Below are 17,387 nucleotides of genomic sequence, written 5' to 3' on the forward strand. Positions count from 1 at the left end.
TCACGTCCTTAATGAATTTTGCTGCCCAGGGTCACCACGCCGTCCGCTTTTTCGCGGCCCAGCCAACTGGTCCAACCGAGGCGACAGGCGTTCTGCTCACCGATGCGCAGTTCGCGGATTTCTTCCTGGCGCAGGACCAGGCGAATGTCGTAATCGAGCGGGTCACGCAAGGTGAACCGCACCAGCGCGCAGAGCGGCTGGTAGCCGAAGCCGATCGGCAGGAATTCATGGAATCGCTGCCAGTCGAGTTCGGTGATGTGAATGCGGAATTTGCCGCTGCGGTCGCGCACGTGTTCGCCCAGCACGAGGTCTTCGCCGAGTACGCTGTTGGCGCGGCCCAAACGATTGCGCTGCTCGTCGAGAATTTCTACGCGGCGCTCGATGCACTGCTCGATGACCAGGTCTTCGTGCTTGAAGTAGTAACGCAGCACAGCTTCGATCAGCGCCGCCGAGTGCGCCCGCAGACTGAGCAGGCCGAGGTATGGCAGCAGGCGTTTCCAGTTGAGTTCCTTGGCCTTGCGGATCTCGTCGCCACCAAGGCCAATCAGCGCGAACAGCTGCGCCGAGAACGGGTCGATCGCGCCGCTCTGAAAGCTCGCGCGGTAGCGATACTTGCGCCAGATCGGCAGCATCAGCCGTTGCAGGCGATGGTGGAACAGGTCGAGAAAATTGCGCGTCGGGTTGCCGTCCTCGCTGTCGCCCAAAGCCTGTTCGCCGTAGAACGCCGGCAGCGGCGAACCGGAGCCGACCAGGCCGATCAGGTTGAAGCGCATGCGCGCGCGCATCTTGCCGTGCTCTTCGAAAAACTCCACGCGATCGACGTCGCTGCGCGGAAAGCCCAGGCTCGGGTTGGCCTGGAACTCGACCTGGTCGTACAGATCGTCTTCGCTCAGATGCGGGTGTGCCTCGCGCAGCCGGTCGATCACCAGCAGCACGGCCTGAAACAGCGAGTACTCGCGTATTACCTTGGTCAGCCCGCTTAAAGCAGAGGCTGCAGGCCCATACGTGGTGTCCATTGGTACACCTCTCCCTGTGTGCTTTTTACCCGCAGCTCATGGAATGAATTGAGACTGGCGTAAAGCGCGAAAAACTCGTTGAGAACCGAAGCGAAGACGAACAGGTCGCCTTCGCCGATATAGCCTTCCGGGTCGATGGTCAGTTCGGTGCGCAGACCGCGCACCGGCAGACCGCGATGCAACCGGTCGACGTGGTGATGCTTGATGTGCTTGAGGCCGCCGAGCAGGCGCTTGCTGACCTTCTCCGCGTGCTGGTCGTAGTAGCGCGGCAGGTCGTAGGTTTCCAGAATCACCTTCAACGCATTGACGTCCGCCAGCGACAGATAGTTAAGCGACATGTTGCTGATCAGCTTCCACAGGAAGTCACGGTTCAGCGGCGGCGCGAAGCTCGGAGTGGCCGGGGTGATATTGCGGAAACTGAGGAATTCCGGGGTCTGCTCGCTGGCCATGCAGATGTCGCCGAGCTTGAGCTTTTTCGGCAGGTTCTGGTTGGTGCACATCAGCTCGATCGACAGGGTTTCGTGGGCTTCGGTGTGGCGGATGCCGAAGCTCAGGTAGGTGTCGAGGCCGTCATGCAACAAGGACGAACGCTGGCGAATGCTGTAATGCGGACGGCTGTTGGGCACGTCGAAACTCGGGTCGTGCTCGAAGGACTCGAACGGCACGTACTCCTGATAACCGAGGCCGCCGGGCTTCCATCCCGTCACGGTTTCCACCGAGAACACACCGCAGTTTTCCAGGTCGTATTCCGCCGGCAGCAACAGGTACTCGTCCTGCTTGCCATCGAGACGGATCGGCAGTGCGTCGTGCTCGAACAGATTGACGATCGGCGTGCAGAACAGCTTCACGTTATCGAGCGTCGGGCGCATGCGCATGATGCCGCTCTTGCGAATATCGAAACGCAATTCGAGGCCACGCATCTGCTTGAGGGTGTCTTCTGGCAAGGCCTTGAGAATGTCGAGGCCGTTGACATCGACGAAGAGGAACTTGTCCTGGAAGGCGAAGTATTCCTGCAGGTAGCGGTAGCCACGGAAGGTGTTCAGCGGATACGGGATCAACGCTTCTTCTTCGGCAAAGCCCACCGGTTTCACCCGGTCGCCGGGAATCTTGAATGCCATCGGCTTGCCGCTGACGCCATCAATCGCCTTGCCGGCGCCGTCGAGCGGGATCAGTTCGATGCCGTCGAGGTTGCGCAGCAGGCTCAGATAAAGCATCTGGCTGATGTAGCGCTCGCCGGCAAAGTGCAGGCGCAATTTGCTCAGTTCCAGTTCGCCGAGGTGGCCGTCAGCGCTCATTTCCAGGCGCAGGCTGAGCAGCGAGCCGTCGCCCTTCACCGAGTAGTTCAGCGCAGCCAGATCCAGCGGCAATACCTCGGTCGGGTAGCAGGTGCGGAAGCGGCAGCGCACGTCATCGATCGGCTTGCTCTCGATCGGCGTGTCGCGCTCAACCAGCAGCGCCGGCCCGGAACGCTTGAGCGGATCGAACTGCAAGATGCTGAACGCTGGCAACGGGCGCATGTAGTTCGGCCACAGCAGTTGCATCAGCGAATGGCTGAGCTCCGGCAGTTCGTCATCGAGCTTCTGGCGCAAACGCCCGGTCAGAAACGCAAAGCCTTCGAGCAACCGCTCCACATCCGGATCCCGCCCGGCCTGCCCCAGATACGGCGCCAGCGCCGGACTACGCTCGGCGAAACGGCGACCGAGCTGGCGCAGTGCGGTGAGTTCGCTTTGGTAGTAGTGGTTAAAGGACATGGAGTGATTGCCTGATCATAATCTGAATTAAATATTCCGTGCTGGCCGCAAGCCACCGCTCATTTATTATTACTAATTCGCGCCAAAGTACTTACCGTGATTTGCCCAACTAAGATTCGGCACTTCAATTGGGAATAACCTCATACGGAGTGTTGCTGATAAACAGATCCAGCCAATGCTTTCTTGGATTAGATAGCGCCAGCGTGAACTCCTTGCTTTTCTTATCCAGCATAATAAAAACAACACCGACAGCATCATCACTTTCATCAGCGGTCATATCCAGTGAAACATCAGAAAACAAAGGAGTTCGATAAACATGACCAAGGTCATTCAAATCCGTAAAACGCAAGTAAACCGAGTCTCGCGGAGTCAAAAGCGAACTGGCAGGAACAGACTCTATCAAATACTGTCCGGACGGACTCCTTAATGACACATCAGCCGCACGATTCAAGATTCCCGTCAAAACAAACGCACCAGCAATGACAAAACCAAATAATAATGCAGCCGAACCTATAATTAACTTATTCAAAAAAACGTTAGGGGCAGCCCTTTTTTTTGAATTATGAAATGCGAAAGCCATCATATTACTTCCCCAATTCCGAGCTCAACTTCAATGCAGTTTCGTCCTGCAAGTAAACATCGTCACCTCCGTCGTACCCCATGAAATCCTCGTTAGAGAGCTGGCGTCCGTCCTTTTTGACATGCGTCACCCATCCTTTGGACCAGATACCTCCGCTTTCATGGCGTATTTCAACGTAATAGTGTGGCGGGTTCGACTTGGTAATTTCGAAGAAAGAACCACCATCTTCAGCACCGCTCCAAAAAGCTTTTGGGTGATTCGTCAAAACGGGCTCCTTTCCGTTATCGCGCTCAACAAGAGCGAACATCGCTACTATGATGAGAAAAAAAACAACAGTAAGCGAAACGATTAAAATTTTGAAAATCCTCATTCATCTATTTCCAATTTGTCGTCAGCGAAATAGTAGTCAAGGTCAATTTCAGACAGCTGGAATTGTGTCATGTACAATGTTGGAGCTACTGCACGAGAACGGAAAGGGGCAGAAAAACCAACACTCTCCGCCAACTCCGCAGCAAAAGTCACGCAGTTATGGTTCCCTAAATCGTAGGCCTTCCGTGTTTTGTCATTATTTTCAGCAAACTTTGCGTCCAACCATGCCAAAGCGTTTGCGTAGACATCTCCTCTGAGCACCACACCTTTTATATTTCCTGACTGGCCGTGCGCTATCGAAATTTGTCTAAGCGTTTTCTTTAATGACGATTCGGTGATATGCCCGGCTACGATTTTTACGTCCGGAATATTGCCTTTTTGTACCCGCCCGGCCGGACCAGGTCCTTTATATCGGCCATATTCATAATATTTAGAAACACCGGTCTTGCCATTGATCAGCAAAACACCCGCATGACCAAGGTAAGGTGCTTTGGGGAACTCAATTTTGATTTTTTGACCAAACCAAGTGTCCTTATAGTCATCCATTACATGGATCTCGAATTGGGGGAAAACCAACGGGATGAGAAAGTCATTATCCGCTGTCAAGTAAACCTGAATCGGTGAAACGTCGGCGGCAGGTGTGGTGGCGACAGTTGTCACCTGAACGGCTTGCGGCATCTCACTCCCCCTTCAGCAGCCAGTTAGGTTTCACCGAAATCCGGACGTTTTGTGACTGAGCTTTTTTCCCAAGCGCTTGCGAAAATCCCGACTCATCGGTCTTGCCGTGAACCTCTGAGCCATCTTCAAGCGTGGCGATGTACGAGACATTTTTGAGTGGCGTTCCAGATGCTTGATCCATCAATTGAACCCGAACGTCAAAGCCAAAAATGTTTAGAGGCAACGGCGGCACAAACGGTGCCGGCGTATGCGAATTGCCAATAATCACCGTTCCGGATCCAGCCGTGACCTTGTTGCCATGCGTGCCCACCGAATCAACCGTGGCGGCAGGTTTGCCGTTGATCAACACAGTGGTCGCCAAGCCGCCGGACATCGCACCACCACACGCCGAGGCATCGCCTTGGCGGGCGGCCGCGAGGCCGTCGAAGAACACGTCGCCGGAACCGGCGGCGATCGGGTTGGTGCCGTGGCCGGGGAGCGGGCAAGCGGTGGGGTCGGATACGCGTGCTGCGGGTTTGCCAGACATCGGGGATCTCCTTAGGTGACCTTGACTTGACCGCTGCCATCCAGGCGCGCGGAAAAACTGACCTGACGCTTGAACCCTTCAACTTCCAGCAGGCCTTCGATACTGAAGGCCAGGCGAAGTTGATCGTGGTCACGCGGCATGGAAATGACACGCACGTTGCTCAGGCGCGGCTCGTAGGCTTCGATGAAGTTTTCGATAGCCAGGCGGGCCTGACTCAGGGAGTCGTGCAGGCTCAGACGCATGTCATTGAGATCGGGCAACCCGTAGTCGGCCAGCGTTTGCACGCTGCCGGCCCGGGTGCTGAGCATTTTGGCCAGATGGGCAGCCACTGACGCCATGGCACAAGCCTCAAGGCTGTTGCCCTTGCGTAGTTGTGCGTCGCCGTTGAGGCGTTCGAACAGGCTGCCGTATCCGTCCATGAGTCGCTCTTACTCTTTGTCCAGCTTGCCAACCAGCGACAGGGTGAAATCGGCACCCATGTACTTGAAGTGCGGACGCACGTTCAAGCTCACGCGGTACCAGCCCGGCTCGCCTTCAACGTCGCTGACGATCACTTGCGCAGCGCGCAGCGGACGACGGCCACGCACTTCGGCGCTCGGGTTTTCCTGGTCGGCGACGTACTGACGGATCCACTTGTTCAGTTCCAGCTCGAGGTCGGTACGCTCTTTCCACGAACCGAGTTGCTCGCGCTGCAGCACTTTCAAGTAGTGAGCCAGACGGTTGACGATCATCATGTACGGCAGTTGGGTGCCGAGCTTGTAGTTCAGCTCTGCCGCCTTGCCTTCTGCGCTGATGCCGAAGAACTTCGGCTTCTGCACCGAGCTGGCGGAGAAGAACGCCGCGTTGTCGGAGCCTTTGCGCATGGTCAGGGAGATGAAGCCTTCCTCGGCCAGTTCGTATTCACGACGGTCGGAAACCAATACTTCGGTAGGGATCTTGGTTTCGATTTCGCCCATGCTTTCGAAATGGTGCAGAGGCAGATCTTCAACCGCGCCACCGCTCTGCGGGCCGATGATGTTCGGGCACCAGCGGAACTTGGCGAAGCTGTCGGTCAGCTTGGTGCCGAACGCGTAGGCCGTGTTGCCCCACAGGTAGTGCTCGTGGCTGTTGGCAACGGTTTCCTTGTACACGAACGATTTGACCGGGTTTTCTTCCGGATCGTACGGGTTGCGCAGCAGGAAACGCGGCACGGTCAGGCCAACGTAACGGGAGTCTTCCGAGGTACGGAAGCTCTGCCATTTGGCGAATTGCGGGCCTTCGAAGTGGTCTTTCAGATCTTTCAGATCCGGCAGGCCGGTGAAGCTTTCCAGGCCGAAGAATTTCGGCCCGGCGGCAGCGATGAACGGCGCGTGGGACATGCACGAAACGCTGGCCACGTACTGCATCAGCTTGACGTCTGGCGAGCTTGGCGACATGTAGTAGTTGGCGATGATCGCGCCCACCGGCTGACCACCGAACTGGCCGTATTCAGCGGTGTAGATGTGCTTGTACAGGCCCGACTGCATGACTTCCGGCGAATCTTCGAAATCGTCCAGCAGGTCTTCTTTGGAGACGTTGAGGATTTCGATCTTGATGTTTTCGCGGAAGTTGGTGCGGTCGACCAGCAACTGCAGACCACGCCACGACGATTCCAGCGCCTGGAAATCCGGGTGGTGGAGGATCTCGTCCATCTGACGGCTGAGCTTGGCATCGATCTCGGCGATCATGCGGTCAACCATGGCTTTCTTGACCGGCTCACCGTTGTTCTGCGGCTTGAGCAGCTCTTCGATGAACGCCGACACGCCACGCTTGGCGATGTCGTAGGCTTCGTCGTCCGGCGTCAGACGGGTTTCGGCGATGATGCTGTCGAGAATGCTGTATTCGCCGCTGGCGGCGCTCTTCTCTTGTGCTGCGCTAGTGCTCATTGTGTTGGCTTCCTTGGCTACTGGAGTCTCAGGCGTCCGGGGCTGCGGCGTTCAGGCCCAGCTCACCGAGTACGCGACCGCGGGATTCGTCGTCGGCGAGCACGCCTTCGATCGCTTTACGGAACGCAGGTGCGTTACCCAGCGGGCCTTTGAGGGCCACCAGCGCATCGCGCAGTTCCATCAGTTTTTTCAGCTCAGGCACTTGCTCGACCAGGCTGGCCGGGTTGAAGTCCTTCATCGAATTGACGCGCAGTTGCACGCCCAGCTCTTCAGTGCTGCCCTCTTCCTGCAGACGGTTCGGCACATTCATCGTCAGGCTGAGCTCTTGCTTGGCCAGCACTTCGTCGAAGGTCATCTTGTCGATGCTGATCGGCTTGCGATCTTCGATCTTGCGCTCGTCCTTGCGGTGGGTGTAGTCACCGATTGCCAGCAGTTTCAGCGGCAGTTCAATCTCTTCCTGAGCACCGCCGGTGGCGGGTTTGAAGGTGACGTTGATGCGTTCCTTGGGGGCTACCGAGCCTTCTTTGGCCATGGCTTTTCTCCTTGCGGTTGTGGCCCTGGGGCCTATTCGAGTACCACTTCGAGGTCGAGGTGGCACAGCCTGCGATAAATCTCTTCCTTGCGTTCACGTACGGCATGGTTCTGCGGCAACAACTCGCAGCAACTGTGCAGCAGGTGCAGCACTTGCAATGCAAGATCCGGCTCCCAGGCGTGCAGGCCTGAGTCCAGTAATGTCTGATCGAGGGTTTCGAGCTGGTTCTTGGCCAGTTCGTATTTCTTGGCCAGGAAGCACAGCCGCGCGAGGGCGAACTGCCAGAAAAAGCGTTCGCGCCCGCCGAAGGCTGATTGCAAACCCTGCTTGAGAATCTGCACGGCCGGTTTCAAACCTTCCTTGCGCAGGATCGGCTGGACGTCCTCGAGGGCTTTTTCCCAGGCCGGCTGGGTTTCGACGTTTTCGCTTTCGACCTTGCGCGGTGCGCTGGCGCTTTGCAGGTGCGGCATGACGTTGGCGGCGATCCACGCCCGGGTGGACGGATCGGCAAACGGCGCGCCGTCATGGAAGCGCAACTCGATGATGCCCGGCAGGCGCTGAATCAAAAGCGCGAAGTGGATTTCCACTTCGCGCATGGCCAGCTCGGCGTTGAGGTTCTGGAGACATTCCCAGACCATCCTCTGGCCATCGAACCAGAACGGCGCCTTCGCCAGGCTCGCCTCCAGTTCCACCAGCAGGTCGGCGTATTTGCCCTGATCGAAACGGTCCTGATAGAGCTTGAGTTTTTCCAGCGGCAGGCCGCGCAGCACGGTGATCTGCTCGGCGTTGCGCTCGGGCACCGCGTCGATGGTCATCCACAGCAGCGTACGGTTCAGGCGCAAGGCGCGCAGGTCGGTGGCCTTCTGCTTGAGCCACCAGGCGCACAACGGCCGGGCGCTTTCCTGCTGGGCGCGCAGGGCTTTGTGCGCATCGCGCTCGTTGTCGATCGTCGCGCCGGGGGTGAGCAACTGACTCGCGGCCTGCTTGACCTGCGCTACCGCCGCGCCCACCACGCCGGGCGCCGGCTGATTGTCGGCGGCGCGCTGGATCATGGTTTTCAGGCGGCGGGAGATCGGCAGCAGCAGCGGCGCGTCATCGCCCAGATGCTCAGTGCACGCGGCCTCAAGACCGGCCAGGTGCTCGGAGAGCTGCCGGAACATCGGCAGCTGCTCTTTGATCGCAATGTTTTCGGTGATGACCTGCTCGAGACGCGGCACCAGCCAGCCGATCGCGGCAGCACGGGTGCGGGGTTTGAGCGGGTGGACGTCGGCCCAGTGGTTTTCCGACAGATGGTGCAACAGACCGAGGCCGGCAAGCAGCCCGGGGAAGGATTCGCGCTGATACAGCGACCATGTCAGCCAGGCGCCGACACGCAGATCCTTGGATTGGGTACGCAGCAGATTTTCGCTGTTTTCGCGGATTTTCAGCCAGTCGATCTGCCCGCTTTCGTGCATCGACGAAGCCTTGGCCAGCTCACTTTCCAGCGCCTCGAATTCGCTCGAGAAACGAACGTCTTCGCCCGCGAAATTCTCTTTGGAAACAGAGACTTTTGCGAGTTCGAGGTAATGGGCGGAAAGTTTGCTTGAGTAGGACATCCATGGCCTTTATTAAGGATTACAGTCATGCGCGCGAATGGAGTTTCGCAACGCGGGACAGTATCGAAGAGCAGTTCAGCGACTCATCCAATTGAGATGTGCTCTTTCAAGTGGGCGCATCGTAATCACAATGATGGCCACTAGCAAGCATCTGATTAAACAACAAGACGAACTGTTCGTTGAGGCCTGTAGGAGATCGCCCTATATGTCGCAGGGGTTTCCCTGAGGCCGTTTATTAATCGGCGGATTTTACCAGCCCCCGCCAAACCATTGATCCAGAGCCATCCGCCGCAGCCGGGCGAGTTTACCGGTCGCCCGCATCCTCGAGCGGCGTGCAGCATGCCAAATTCAAAAAAAAATAGAAGTAGGACACTTCCGAAAATGACCTGTTTCCATCAAGAAGTTTCCAGCGACAACGGTCAATGCAAAAAGTGCCACTATAATGATGGCATTTCATTGTTCTGAAACTTTCCCTGCGCCAGCAAATACTGCCAACTCGATAGTTATCGAAGCCGCTTCCTACAGACACTTCCCTCATTCCAGCCAAGACTTTCACACCCGGAATACTCTGACAAATGTCAGGGATACTTCTTACATCAATTAGTTTGCCGCGCCGCTAGCTTGCCTTGGCAACTTTTCATGCGCGGCGATCAGGGAGGAACGGCATCGCGCTCTGACTCACTTTGCTTAAGGACAAGCCATGTTCGGCAAAGGCCACTGCGCGCCATTCTCACTGCATATCCCGGCCATTCGTCACGACTTCAAGGTGCTCGGGTTTACTGGCAGCGAAGCGATCAGTCAGCTGTACGCATTTCGCCTCGAGCTGGTGAGCGAGCACGCAGATATCGATCTGGAAAGCCTGCTCAGCCGGCCCGCATTCCTGCAGTTCGGGTTTGCCGGCGAAGGCATCCACGGGCGGATCGACAACGTCATGCTCGGCGAATCAGGCAAGCGCCTGACCCGTTATGAGCTGACACTGGTACCGGCGCTGCATTATCTGCAACTGAGCCACGACCAGCGGATTTTCCAGCAGCTGACAGTGCCGCAGATTATTGCGCAAGTGCTCAAAGGGCATGGCATCCAACCCGATGCCTTCACGTTCAATGTCACCGTCGGCGAGCCACGTGAGTACTGCACGCAGTACGGCGAAAGCGACTTCCTGTTCATTCAGCGCCTGTGCGCCGAAGAGGGTATCGCCTGGCATCACCAGCATTCGCTCGACGGGCATTTACTGGTGTTCAGCGACAGCCCGGTGTTTGCGCGCAAATTGGGTACGACAGCCTTTCGGGTGGATAGCGGCATGGTCGCCGAACACCCGGTGGTCAACCACCTGACCATGGGCTTCAACACGCGGACCAGCACCGTCACCCGCCGCGACTATGACCTCAAGCGCCCAAGCCTGCTGCTGGAAAACCGCTTCACCGCAGAATTCACGCCGGCTCTCGAGGACTATCGCTATCCACTGTTGATGAAGTCCGAGAAGCACGGCAAAGAGTTGGCGCGTCAGGCATTGGAGCGCCACCGCAGCGACTATCAATGGATTGAAGGCAAAAGCAATCAGCCGATTCTGCGCAGCGGTCATCTGTTCGAGCTGAGCGAACATCCAAGGGCCGACTGCAACGAGTTGTGGCTGTTGGTCAGGCTTACTCACGAAGGCAAGCAACCTGCGGTGCTCGAAGAGGCTTTCAGCAGCGAGGCGAAACCTGCCGATGGTTTTTCCCAGGGCTACCGCAATACCTTCAGGGCCATTCCCGCAGAGGTGGTTTACCGTCCGCCGCTGCCAGCACCGAGGCCCTTGCTGGTCTGCCAGACAGCGCGCGTTACCGGGCCTCCCGGAGAAGAGATCTTCTGTGATGAATACGGCAGGGTTCGTGTCGAGTTTCCTTGGGATCGCGCTGAACGCAACAGCGAAAAAAGCAGCTGCTGGTTACGCGTAGCCTCCAGTTGGGCGGGTGACGGATTCGGCGCGGTGACCATTCCCCGGATCGGCATGGAGGTGGTCGTGACCTTCCAGGAAGGCGACCCGGACCAACCGCTGATAACCGGCTGCATCGCCAACAAGGTCAATGCCGTCGCTCATTCCTTGCCAGCGAGCAAAACCCGCACGGTATTACGCAGCCAGAGCTCGCCGCGCAATGGCGGCTACAACGAACTGTCGATCGAGGACCGTGCCGGGCAGGAGAAAATCTACCTGCGCGCGCAGCGCGATCTGGAGCAACTGATCCTCAACGACAGTCGCAGCCTGATCACGCGCGACCGCCATGAGCATGTCGGCAATGACAGCACCAGTCTCATCGAGGGCAAGGATTCGCGCACTCATCAAGGGCTGCGCAGCACACTGATCAATGCCGATGACGTGCTGACCGTCAGCGGTTCCAGCAGCCAGACCTTGGGCGCTCTGGTGATCCAGGCCGGTCGGCAGGCGCATGTCACGGCAAGCAACGTGGTGATCGATGCCGGCATGAGCCTGACGCTGTCAGCAGGCGGTCATCACATCGTGATCAATGCCGGCGGGATCTTCAGCAGCGTGCCCATCGTTCAGGGCGGAGCGCCACTGGCGGGTCTCGCACCGCTACAGCCGCTGCAGGTTGAGGCCGGTCTGCCTGCTGCGATCAACGCCACGCCGCTGTCGATCGTCAACAGTGCCCGCCAGCAGGCAGCGGATTTTTGCCCGCTGTGCGAAGCCTGCGCGGCGGGTCAGTGCGAGCTGGGAGAAGTCGCATGAGCCCGGTCGAACAATGGTTGCACGCTCAGTCCCGCGCTGGCTGCGATCTGTATCTGATGCTCGACAGCGACAGCCAAAGCGCAGAGCACGCTGCGTTGACCCGCGACCTCGGTACCGAGCAGTTTCGCCCGCTCTACACCGGCACGCCGGCCGAGTCGCTGGTGCCGACCGGCCCGCTGCTGTTGCGAATCGATACGGCGCAGCATCCCGCCATCCAGACCTTGCTTGCCACGCCGGAGCGCAATTGGGGCTGGCTGGCCAGTGCCCATAACGTCGAACTTGACGCGCTGGCGGCGCATTGGCGGGAGCGCCTGATAACCGGCGAACGCCCGAATCAGGCGGTGTACCGCGTGCATGACAACCGGGTGCTGGGACGTGCGCTGGCGCACCTGCAACCCGAGCACCGCGCGGCGTTTCTCGGGCCATTCAACAGCGTCTGCTATTGGCACGCAGAGCGATGGAACGCCATCGACAACCCGGACCCCGGCCACCATCCGCTGCCGATGGATCCGCCGTGGCTGCACACGCCGACCCCGGAACTGATCTACGCCAACGTGCTGTTCGACAACACCCGCCGTTACTTGGTCGGCGAACACACCGAAGCAATGGCCACGCTGGCCGAACAGCTCGACGTCGATGAGTGGCTGTGGGGCCTGATTCAACTGACGCACTTGTGGGGCTGGCAACAACCGGAGCAAGTGCATTTCTTGCTGACCCGCAGTTTGCAGTTACCGGGATATCGGCCAGGCAAATCATGGCTGCCGAAACCCGGTGAAGATCCGGCGATGCATTTTGAGCGGGTATATCAGGAAGCGTTGTATTGGCAGGGAGAGGCAGGTCGATGAGGGACTTGAAACGAGGGTTGCTGCTGAGTGGTTGCCTGGGATTGCTGGTGGGTTGTACGACGGTGAAGACCCCGAACACGTTTACGTTTGTTCCGGATTTTCCACCTGGATTCAAGTACGACCTGACGGCCACCTATGTTCCGGCCAAGGGCGAAACATGCACCGTGCCTGGCGGGAGAAACACTCAGCTGGGATTCAACAAAACCAATATGAAGTACGAAGGGACTTCCGAGATCCCGCTGTACAGAACCGTAAGCAAATGCCCGCTGGCGCTGAATTACATCGAGATCAAGGTCATCGGTATTTATGGTTCAGGGCGAAGCCACTTCAGCTATGACTACGCCTCGATTGCTGTACGCCCGGAGCTGTTGGAACGACAGATGGGGACTTTCAGTGAGGACGGCAAGGGTGAGTTTTATGGTGAATGCAGGTGGTCATTCCGCACCGTCGGTCCACATCGTTCCCTGATCAAACTGCTGACCTGCAAAAACATGGATGCACAGGGCAACGTGCTGCGAGCGAGACCTTCCACGGCGTACACATTGGCTCAACTTGAGGGCAAAACGGTGACGCTGAAGGTCAGGCTGGCAAGTGAAGAACTTCCAGCCATCGGCGATACCTGGATCAAAGTACCCCGCGGCTGGAAGCGCTGTATGGGTGACAACTTCGAGGATCAATACGCCTTTTGCTACGGCAACGACACAAATTTCAGCACTTTCAAAATGGTCGATGGGCGGGTTTGCACCATCTATCCGGGATGCACAGAAAACACGGAAGAAAAGCCATGAACGACCGGAAAGAATTCAATCGGCGGCAAACGCTCCCGCGTATCAAACGAGCCCTCTTCGCCAGTACTCTCGGCGGTGTTCTCGCTCTGACTTCAGGCTGTTCGGCGGTAGACAAGCCAAACTCCTTCACCTTTATTCCGGACTTCCCACCTGATTTCAAATATGAGCTGAAGGCTATCTACCTGCCCGCCGCGGGTGAAACCTGCCGCGTGCCAGGAAAGCCGGATTTCTGGGTGAGTTTCAATAAACCCACCATGGAATATGTAAGCACTGCGCAAATCGAGTTGTACAAAACCGTCAGCGATTGTCCGTTGGCGCTCAACAAAGTGGAAATCAAGGTCATCGGCTTTTATGGAAAAGGCCGAAGCAACTTCAGCATGGACTACGCCTCGATTTTCGTGCGTCCAGAGTTGCTGGAACGAATAAAGGGCACATTCAACGAGGACGGCCTGGGTGAGTTTACAGGCGAATGCATATGGTTTTTTCGGACAGTCAGCCCCAAGCGTAACCTAATAAAAATGTTGAGATGTAAAGGATTGGATCAAGAAGGAAATGTAGCCCGGAGCCGCCCTCATGGCGCGTACACACTGGATCAACTCCCAGGAAAAACCGTGAGGTTGAAAATAAACCTAGCGAATGAAGAGCAACCTGGTTGGGGGGACACTTGGGTCCAGGTTCCTGGTGGCTGGAAGCGCTGTATGGGGGAAGGCTATGAGGACCAGCGTGGTTACTGCAATGGAAATTATGAAGACTTCAGCACGTTCCGGATGGTTGATGAAAGAGTCTGCACCATCTACCCGGGATGCACAGAAAACACGGAAGAGAAGCCATGAACGACCGGAAAGAATTCAATCGGCGGCAAACGCTCCCGCGTATCAAACGAGCCCTCTTCGCCAGTACTCTCGGCGGTGTTCTCGCTCTGACTTCAGGCTGTTCGGCGGTAGACAAGCCAAACTCCTTCACCTTTATTCCGGACTTCCCACCTGATTTCAAATATGAGCTGAAGGCTATCTACCTGCCCGCCGCGGGTGAAACCTGCCGCGTGCCAGGGAAGCCGGATTTCTGGGTGAGCTTCAATAAACCCACCATGGAATATGTAAGCACTGCGGAAATCGAGTTGTACAAAACCGTCAGCAATTGTCCGTTGGCGCTCAACAAAGTGGAAATCAAGGTCATCGGTTTTTATGGAAAAGGCCGAAGCAACTTCAGCATCGACTACGCCTCAATTTTCGTGCGTCCAGAGTTGCTGGAACGACTAAAGGGCACTTTCAACGAGGATGGTGCAGGGGAGTTTTATGGTGAATGCAGGTGGTCATTCCGCACCGTCGGTCCACATCGTTCCCTGATCAAACTGCTGACCTGCAAAAACATGGATGCACAGGGCAACGTGCGGCGAACGAGACCTTCCACGGCGTACACATTGACTCAACTTGAGGGCAAAACGGTGAAGCTGAAGGTCAGGCTGGCAAGTGAAGAACTTCCAGCCATCGGCGATACCTGGATAAAAGTACCCCGCGGCTGGAAGCGCTGTATGGGTGACAACTTCGAGGATCAATACGCCTTTTGCTACGGCAACGACACAAATTTCAGCACTTTCAAAATGGTCGATGGGCGGGTTTGCACCATCTATCCGGGATGCACGGAGCAAGGGGCACCATGAACATTGAGACTCTCTCGGCGACCGATTTGCGCTTCATGCAGGGCGACATACATGCCTGCCCTAAACGCGGCCATCGTACCAGCTTCCAGCTAGTGGACGAGTTCGGCGACGGTAAGCCATACGCTGGTCTGTCTTACGAAGTGATTGATTACGAAGACACGGTCCATAGCGGAAAACTTGATGCGACTGGATCTGCAAAGATCGACGATCATTATTGCGGTCCACTAGTACTCAAATTGAAGAGCCGCTATCAAGGCAGCGAAAAATCTTACACATTTTTGCAAAAGCGCCCCCACTATCCCCTCCCCATTACCGAACTCCAAGTCCGCGCCGAAAAAACCCGCTTCTTCCACAAAACAGGCACTCGCACCCAGGCCAACCCCGCCAAGGACCTGCCCGAAACCGATGCGTACTGCCAGGTCGAAGTCAGTGAATTGGTAAAACACATCGCCCACCTGCCGCCGCTGGCTGCTCGTCGCGACCCTCCGAAAAGGGCGGCGCACAAGCTCATGCGCCCCGCTGCGAAGTCCAGAGACTTCACGGTGGTCGATAAAACTTCTGCGGATGGCGGACTGCACACAATCTTGAGTGCGGCGGAGATGGCCACCGTCGAACTGGGGTTTTCCCCGCCACCGCCCAAGGGCGTCGCGCTGCTGCCGAACAAGCACCATGTGCTGGAAGTACGTCCGATGAGAGCGCTACGGCCAATGCTGTCGACAGGCGAAGCGTTCTGCGCGCTTAACCTTTATCAGCTGTCGGTGATGGCGACGCTGAGCTACACCGATTTCGGACAGGAACCCAACACTCAACCGGTGCAGACCGATACGGTAAGCTTTCCGCTACAGCCCAGCAGCGGCAACTGGTTCGGCCACGCGCTACCGCAGTTCGACGAGTTGTGGAAGGTCGATGACTCGCAAACGCAGAAATACTACCCACTGTACGAAGACGTGCCGTATTCGAAACGCTTGGAAGTGGTGCCGTACGACCCGAACCTTTACCCCGAAGTGAATGACCCCGCGTTGGGCGACGAACAAGAACACCCGGCCAAGTTGCACTGTCTCGATGACCGTAACAAAGACAACAGTACTGATACACAAGCTTTCATCTGCCACCACGACGAGTTGATCCTGATCAGCGTGCGGGGTACCAGTGAGATCTGGCCCGACGGCCGGCGTGACGGGGATGCCTATCAGGTTCCCTTTGCCGAAGGCGAAGGCAAAGTGCACCGCGGTTTCTACGGTGGCGCTTTGGCGGCTTATCCATTCATCGTGACTTATCTGGAAAAATTCTACAGCGGGCAAAAGCTGCTGATCACGGGTCACAGTCTGGGCGGTGCAGTTGCACTGATCCTGTCCGAGATGCTGAGACGCAACCTGGAGTTCTCCCCGCAAATCGTGCTCTACACCTACGGCGCCCCCCGCGCCGGCGACACCACCTTCATCGAAAGCGCCAGATCGCTGGTGCATCACCGCATCGTCAATCAGAACGATCCGGTGCCGAGCGTGCCGGCGACCTGGATGAACACCTTTGCCAAGCCTGTGCCGATGTACGCAACCAACGCCGTAGTGCTGGGCCTCAACCCGGTCGCCGGCCTCGGCCTGCTGATCTGGGGAATCATCAATTTCTTTGGCGACGACTATGGGCATCACGGTGCTTTGCGCCATTTCATGCCCGTTGAGTTCGACAAGGACCACCGATCCTCCCTTCTCTGGGAGCCGGGTTGCAGCACGATCGTCGATCACGGCTGCGCCAAGGCCCTGCGCGCTACCAACGGCTTGCCCGAACGCGGATCGTTTCTGCGGCAGTTGTTCGACCGGGGTCACCACTCAATGGTCGGCAGCTACATCCCCGGCTGCTGGGCCAGCTTGCGCCGTTGGCAGGAAGCACTGCAGCTCAAGCGTTCGCTGGTGACCAATCGCGAATTCGAGTGGATCAGCAGCGCGCTGGAGAATATTCAGCAACAGCTGCGGGCCGTTAAGCGCGATCTGCAAAACAACCACCGTTCTTACGTGCGAGAGCAGGAGCGCGCGCACAAGACGCTGATGCTCAATCAGGAAATAGACAAGATCAGCATGACCAAGGCCCGCCTGACAGCGCTGCGCAGTCAACGGGTCACTGAGACCGACGTTTACGGCAGCTATGCCGACCAGCCCGAATGGGTTGAGGAAAGTCTGCTGCGCTGGAACGCCCACCCTGAAAACCTGGTTCAGGAGCAACTGGCGATGATTCCGCCAGCCGCTGAAGAGCACGATGCCGCTATCGCCGCGATGACCGGAGGGCATGCGGTTGGCGCGCCGTTTCATCTGGACATCGATTCGATCGTGTAGCGCCTGAACAACGAGCGGGCAAAACATGGCTGTGCCAGAATCCAACGCTCGAAAATTCGGTCTCTCTACTACTGCTGCCAAGGAGCTTCAT

16 protein-coding genes are annotated in these 17,387 nt (G+C 57.3%); 6 read left to right on the plus strand and 10 right to left on the minus strand.

Annotated elements, in window-relative coordinates:
* Nucleotides 1–8: 8 nt before the first annotated feature.
* The 10 genes from tssG to tssA form a co-directional block, all read right to left on the minus strand.
* Nucleotides 9–1,016 carry a type VI secretion system baseplate subunit TssG gene (tssG, locus tag GXB78_RS20245; protein WP_024014824.1) on the minus strand — a complete coding sequence of 336 codons (1,008 nt, stop codon included), beginning with the start codon at nucleotides 1,014–1,016 and terminating at the stop codon, nucleotides 9–11.
* A complete protein-coding gene (gene tssF, locus GXB78_RS20250; RefSeq protein ID WP_253497252.1) occupies nucleotides 980–2,767 on the minus strand; it encodes a type VI secretion system baseplate subunit TssF in 1,788 nt (595 codons plus the stop codon). The genes tssG and tssF overlap by 37 nt, the downstream gene beginning before the upstream one ends.
* A gap of 124 nt (nucleotides 2,768–2,891) precedes the next feature.
* Entirely contained in the window at nucleotides 2,892–3,347 is a 456-nt protein-coding gene (locus tag GXB78_RS20255; protein WP_329516714.1) for a hypothetical protein, read from the minus strand.
* Nucleotides 3,348–3,351: 4 nt separating this feature from the next.
* Nucleotides 3,352–3,717, minus strand: coding sequence for a hypothetical protein (locus GXB78_RS20260; protein WP_150604663.1), 366 nt, complete (start codon nucleotides 3,715–3,717; stop codon nucleotides 3,352–3,354).
* Nucleotides 3,714–4,394, minus strand: a complete 681-nt coding sequence (locus GXB78_RS20265; RefSeq protein WP_150604664.1) for a DUF6695 family protein — start codon at nucleotides 4,392–4,394, stop codon at nucleotides 3,714–3,716. The genes GXB78_RS20260 and GXB78_RS20265 overlap by 4 nt, the downstream gene beginning before the upstream one ends.
* A gap of 1 nt (nucleotide 4,395) precedes the next feature.
* Nucleotides 4,396–4,920 (minus strand): PAAR domain-containing protein, encoded by a 525-nt coding sequence (locus GXB78_RS20270; protein ID WP_329516715.1) that lies wholly within the window; start codon nucleotides 4,918–4,920, stop codon nucleotides 4,396–4,398.
* Between the two features lie 11 nt (nucleotides 4,921–4,931).
* On the minus strand, nucleotides 4,932–5,339 hold the full coding sequence (tssE, locus tag GXB78_RS20275) for a type VI secretion system baseplate subunit TssE (RefSeq protein ID WP_329516716.1): 408 nt from the start codon (nucleotides 5,337–5,339) through the stop codon (nucleotides 4,932–4,934).
* Between the two features lie 9 nt (nucleotides 5,340–5,348).
* On the minus strand, nucleotides 5,349–6,824 hold the full coding sequence (gene tssC / locus GXB78_RS20280; protein ID WP_016772499.1) for a type VI secretion system contractile sheath large subunit: 1,476 nt from the start codon (nucleotides 6,822–6,824) through the stop codon (nucleotides 5,349–5,351).
* Nucleotides 6,825–6,852: 28 nt separating this feature from the next.
* The gene (tssB, locus tag GXB78_RS20285; protein ID WP_064365136.1) at nucleotides 6,853–7,356 is read right to left on the minus strand and encodes a type VI secretion system contractile sheath small subunit; all 504 of its coding nucleotides are present in this window, start codon (nucleotides 7,354–7,356) and stop codon (nucleotides 6,853–6,855) included.
* A gap of 32 nt (nucleotides 7,357–7,388) precedes the next feature.
* Nucleotides 7,389–8,951, minus strand: coding sequence for a type VI secretion system protein TssA (gene tssA, locus GXB78_RS20290; RefSeq protein WP_329516717.1), 1,563 nt, complete (start codon nucleotides 8,949–8,951; stop codon nucleotides 7,389–7,391).
* A gap of 700 nt (nucleotides 8,952–9,651) precedes the next feature.
* Here tssA and GXB78_RS20295 point away from each other — a divergent pair.
* Genes GXB78_RS20295 through GXB78_RS20320 form a run of 6 tightly spaced genes read left to right on the plus strand, consistent with a single transcriptional unit; the run spans nucleotide 9,652 to nucleotide 17,296 of the window.
* Nucleotides 9,652–11,676, plus strand: a complete 2,025-nt coding sequence (locus GXB78_RS20295; protein ID WP_329516718.1) for a type VI secretion system Vgr family protein — start codon at nucleotides 9,652–9,654, stop codon at nucleotides 11,674–11,676.
* Nucleotides 11,673–12,521, plus strand: coding sequence for a DUF4123 domain-containing protein (locus tag GXB78_RS20300; RefSeq protein WP_329516719.1), 849 nt, complete (start codon nucleotides 11,673–11,675; stop codon nucleotides 12,519–12,521). The genes GXB78_RS20295 and GXB78_RS20300 overlap by 4 nt, the downstream gene beginning before the upstream one ends.
* Complete coding sequence (locus GXB78_RS20305) at nucleotides 12,518–13,309, plus strand: hypothetical protein (protein ID WP_329516720.1); 792 nt, start codon at nucleotides 12,518–12,520, stop codon at nucleotides 13,307–13,309. Before GXB78_RS20300 ends, GXB78_RS20305 begins: the two co-directional genes overlap by 4 nt.
* 41 nt (nucleotides 13,310–13,350) lie before the next feature.
* Nucleotides 13,351–14,142, plus strand: a complete 792-nt coding sequence (locus GXB78_RS20310; protein ID WP_408005142.1) for a hypothetical protein — start codon at nucleotides 13,351–13,353, stop codon at nucleotides 14,140–14,142.
* 41 nt (nucleotides 14,143–14,183) lie between these two features.
* Entirely contained in the window at nucleotides 14,184–14,969 is a 786-nt protein-coding gene (locus GXB78_RS20315) for a hypothetical protein (protein ID WP_408005144.1), read from the plus strand.
* The gene (locus tag GXB78_RS20320; protein WP_408005145.1) at nucleotides 14,966–17,296 is read left to right on the plus strand and encodes a lipase family protein; all 2,331 of its coding nucleotides are present in this window, start codon (nucleotides 14,966–14,968) and stop codon (nucleotides 17,294–17,296) included. The genes GXB78_RS20315 and GXB78_RS20320 overlap by 4 nt, the downstream gene beginning before the upstream one ends.
* Nucleotides 17,297–17,387: the final 91 nt, after the last annotated feature.

Source organism: Pseudomonas moraviensis subsp. stanleyae, assembly GCF_036283065.1.
Taxonomy (GTDB): domain Bacteria; phylum Pseudomonadota; class Gammaproteobacteria; order Pseudomonadales; family Pseudomonadaceae; genus Aquipseudomonas; species Aquipseudomonas stanleyae.

Excerpts from the sequence above, each read along its gene's own strand:
- tssG (WP_024014824.1), bottom strand. The coding sequence starts at position 1,016 with ATGGACACCACGTATGGGCCTGCAGCCTCTGCTTTAAGCGGGCTGACC.
- tssF (WP_253497252.1), bottom strand. The coding sequence starts at position 2,767 with ATGTCCTTTAACCACTACTACCAAAGCGAACTCACCGCACTGCGCCAG.
- GXB78_RS20255 (WP_329516714.1), bottom strand. The coding sequence starts at position 3,347 with ATGGCTTTCGCATTTCATAATTCAAAAAAAAGGGCTGCCCCTAACGTT.
- GXB78_RS20260 (WP_150604663.1), bottom strand. The coding sequence starts at position 3,717 with ATGAGGATTTTCAAAATTTTAATCGTTTCGCTTACTGTTGTTTTTTTT.
- GXB78_RS20265 (WP_150604664.1), bottom strand. The coding sequence starts at position 4,394 with ATGCCGCAAGCCGTTCAGGTGACAACTGTCGCCACCACACCTGCCGCC.
- GXB78_RS20270 (WP_329516715.1), bottom strand. The coding sequence starts at position 4,920 with ATGTCTGGCAAACCCGCAGCACGCGTATCCGACCCCACCGCTTGCCCG.
- tssE (WP_329516716.1), bottom strand. The coding sequence starts at position 5,339 with ATGGACGGATACGGCAGCCTGTTCGAACGCCTCAACGGCGACGCACAA.
- tssC (WP_016772499.1), bottom strand. The coding sequence starts at position 6,824 with ATGAGCACTAGCGCAGCACAAGAGAAGAGCGCCGCCAGCGGCGAATAC.
- tssB (WP_064365136.1), bottom strand. The coding sequence starts at position 7,356 with ATGGCCAAAGAAGGCTCGGTAGCCCCCAAGGAACGCATCAACGTCACC.
- tssA (WP_329516717.1), bottom strand. The coding sequence starts at position 8,951 with ATGTCCTACTCAAGCAAACTTTCCGCCCATTACCTCGAACTCGCAAAA.
- GXB78_RS20295 (WP_329516718.1), top strand. The coding sequence starts at position 9,652 with ATGTTCGGCAAAGGCCACTGCGCGCCATTCTCACTGCATATCCCGGCC.
- GXB78_RS20300 (WP_329516719.1), top strand. The coding sequence starts at position 11,673 with ATGAGCCCGGTCGAACAATGGTTGCACGCTCAGTCCCGCGCTGGCTGC.
- GXB78_RS20305 (WP_329516720.1), top strand. The coding sequence starts at position 12,518 with ATGAGGGACTTGAAACGAGGGTTGCTGCTGAGTGGTTGCCTGGGATTG.
- GXB78_RS20320 (WP_408005145.1), top strand. The coding sequence starts at position 14,966 with ATGAACATTGAGACTCTCTCGGCGACCGATTTGCGCTTCATGCAGGGC.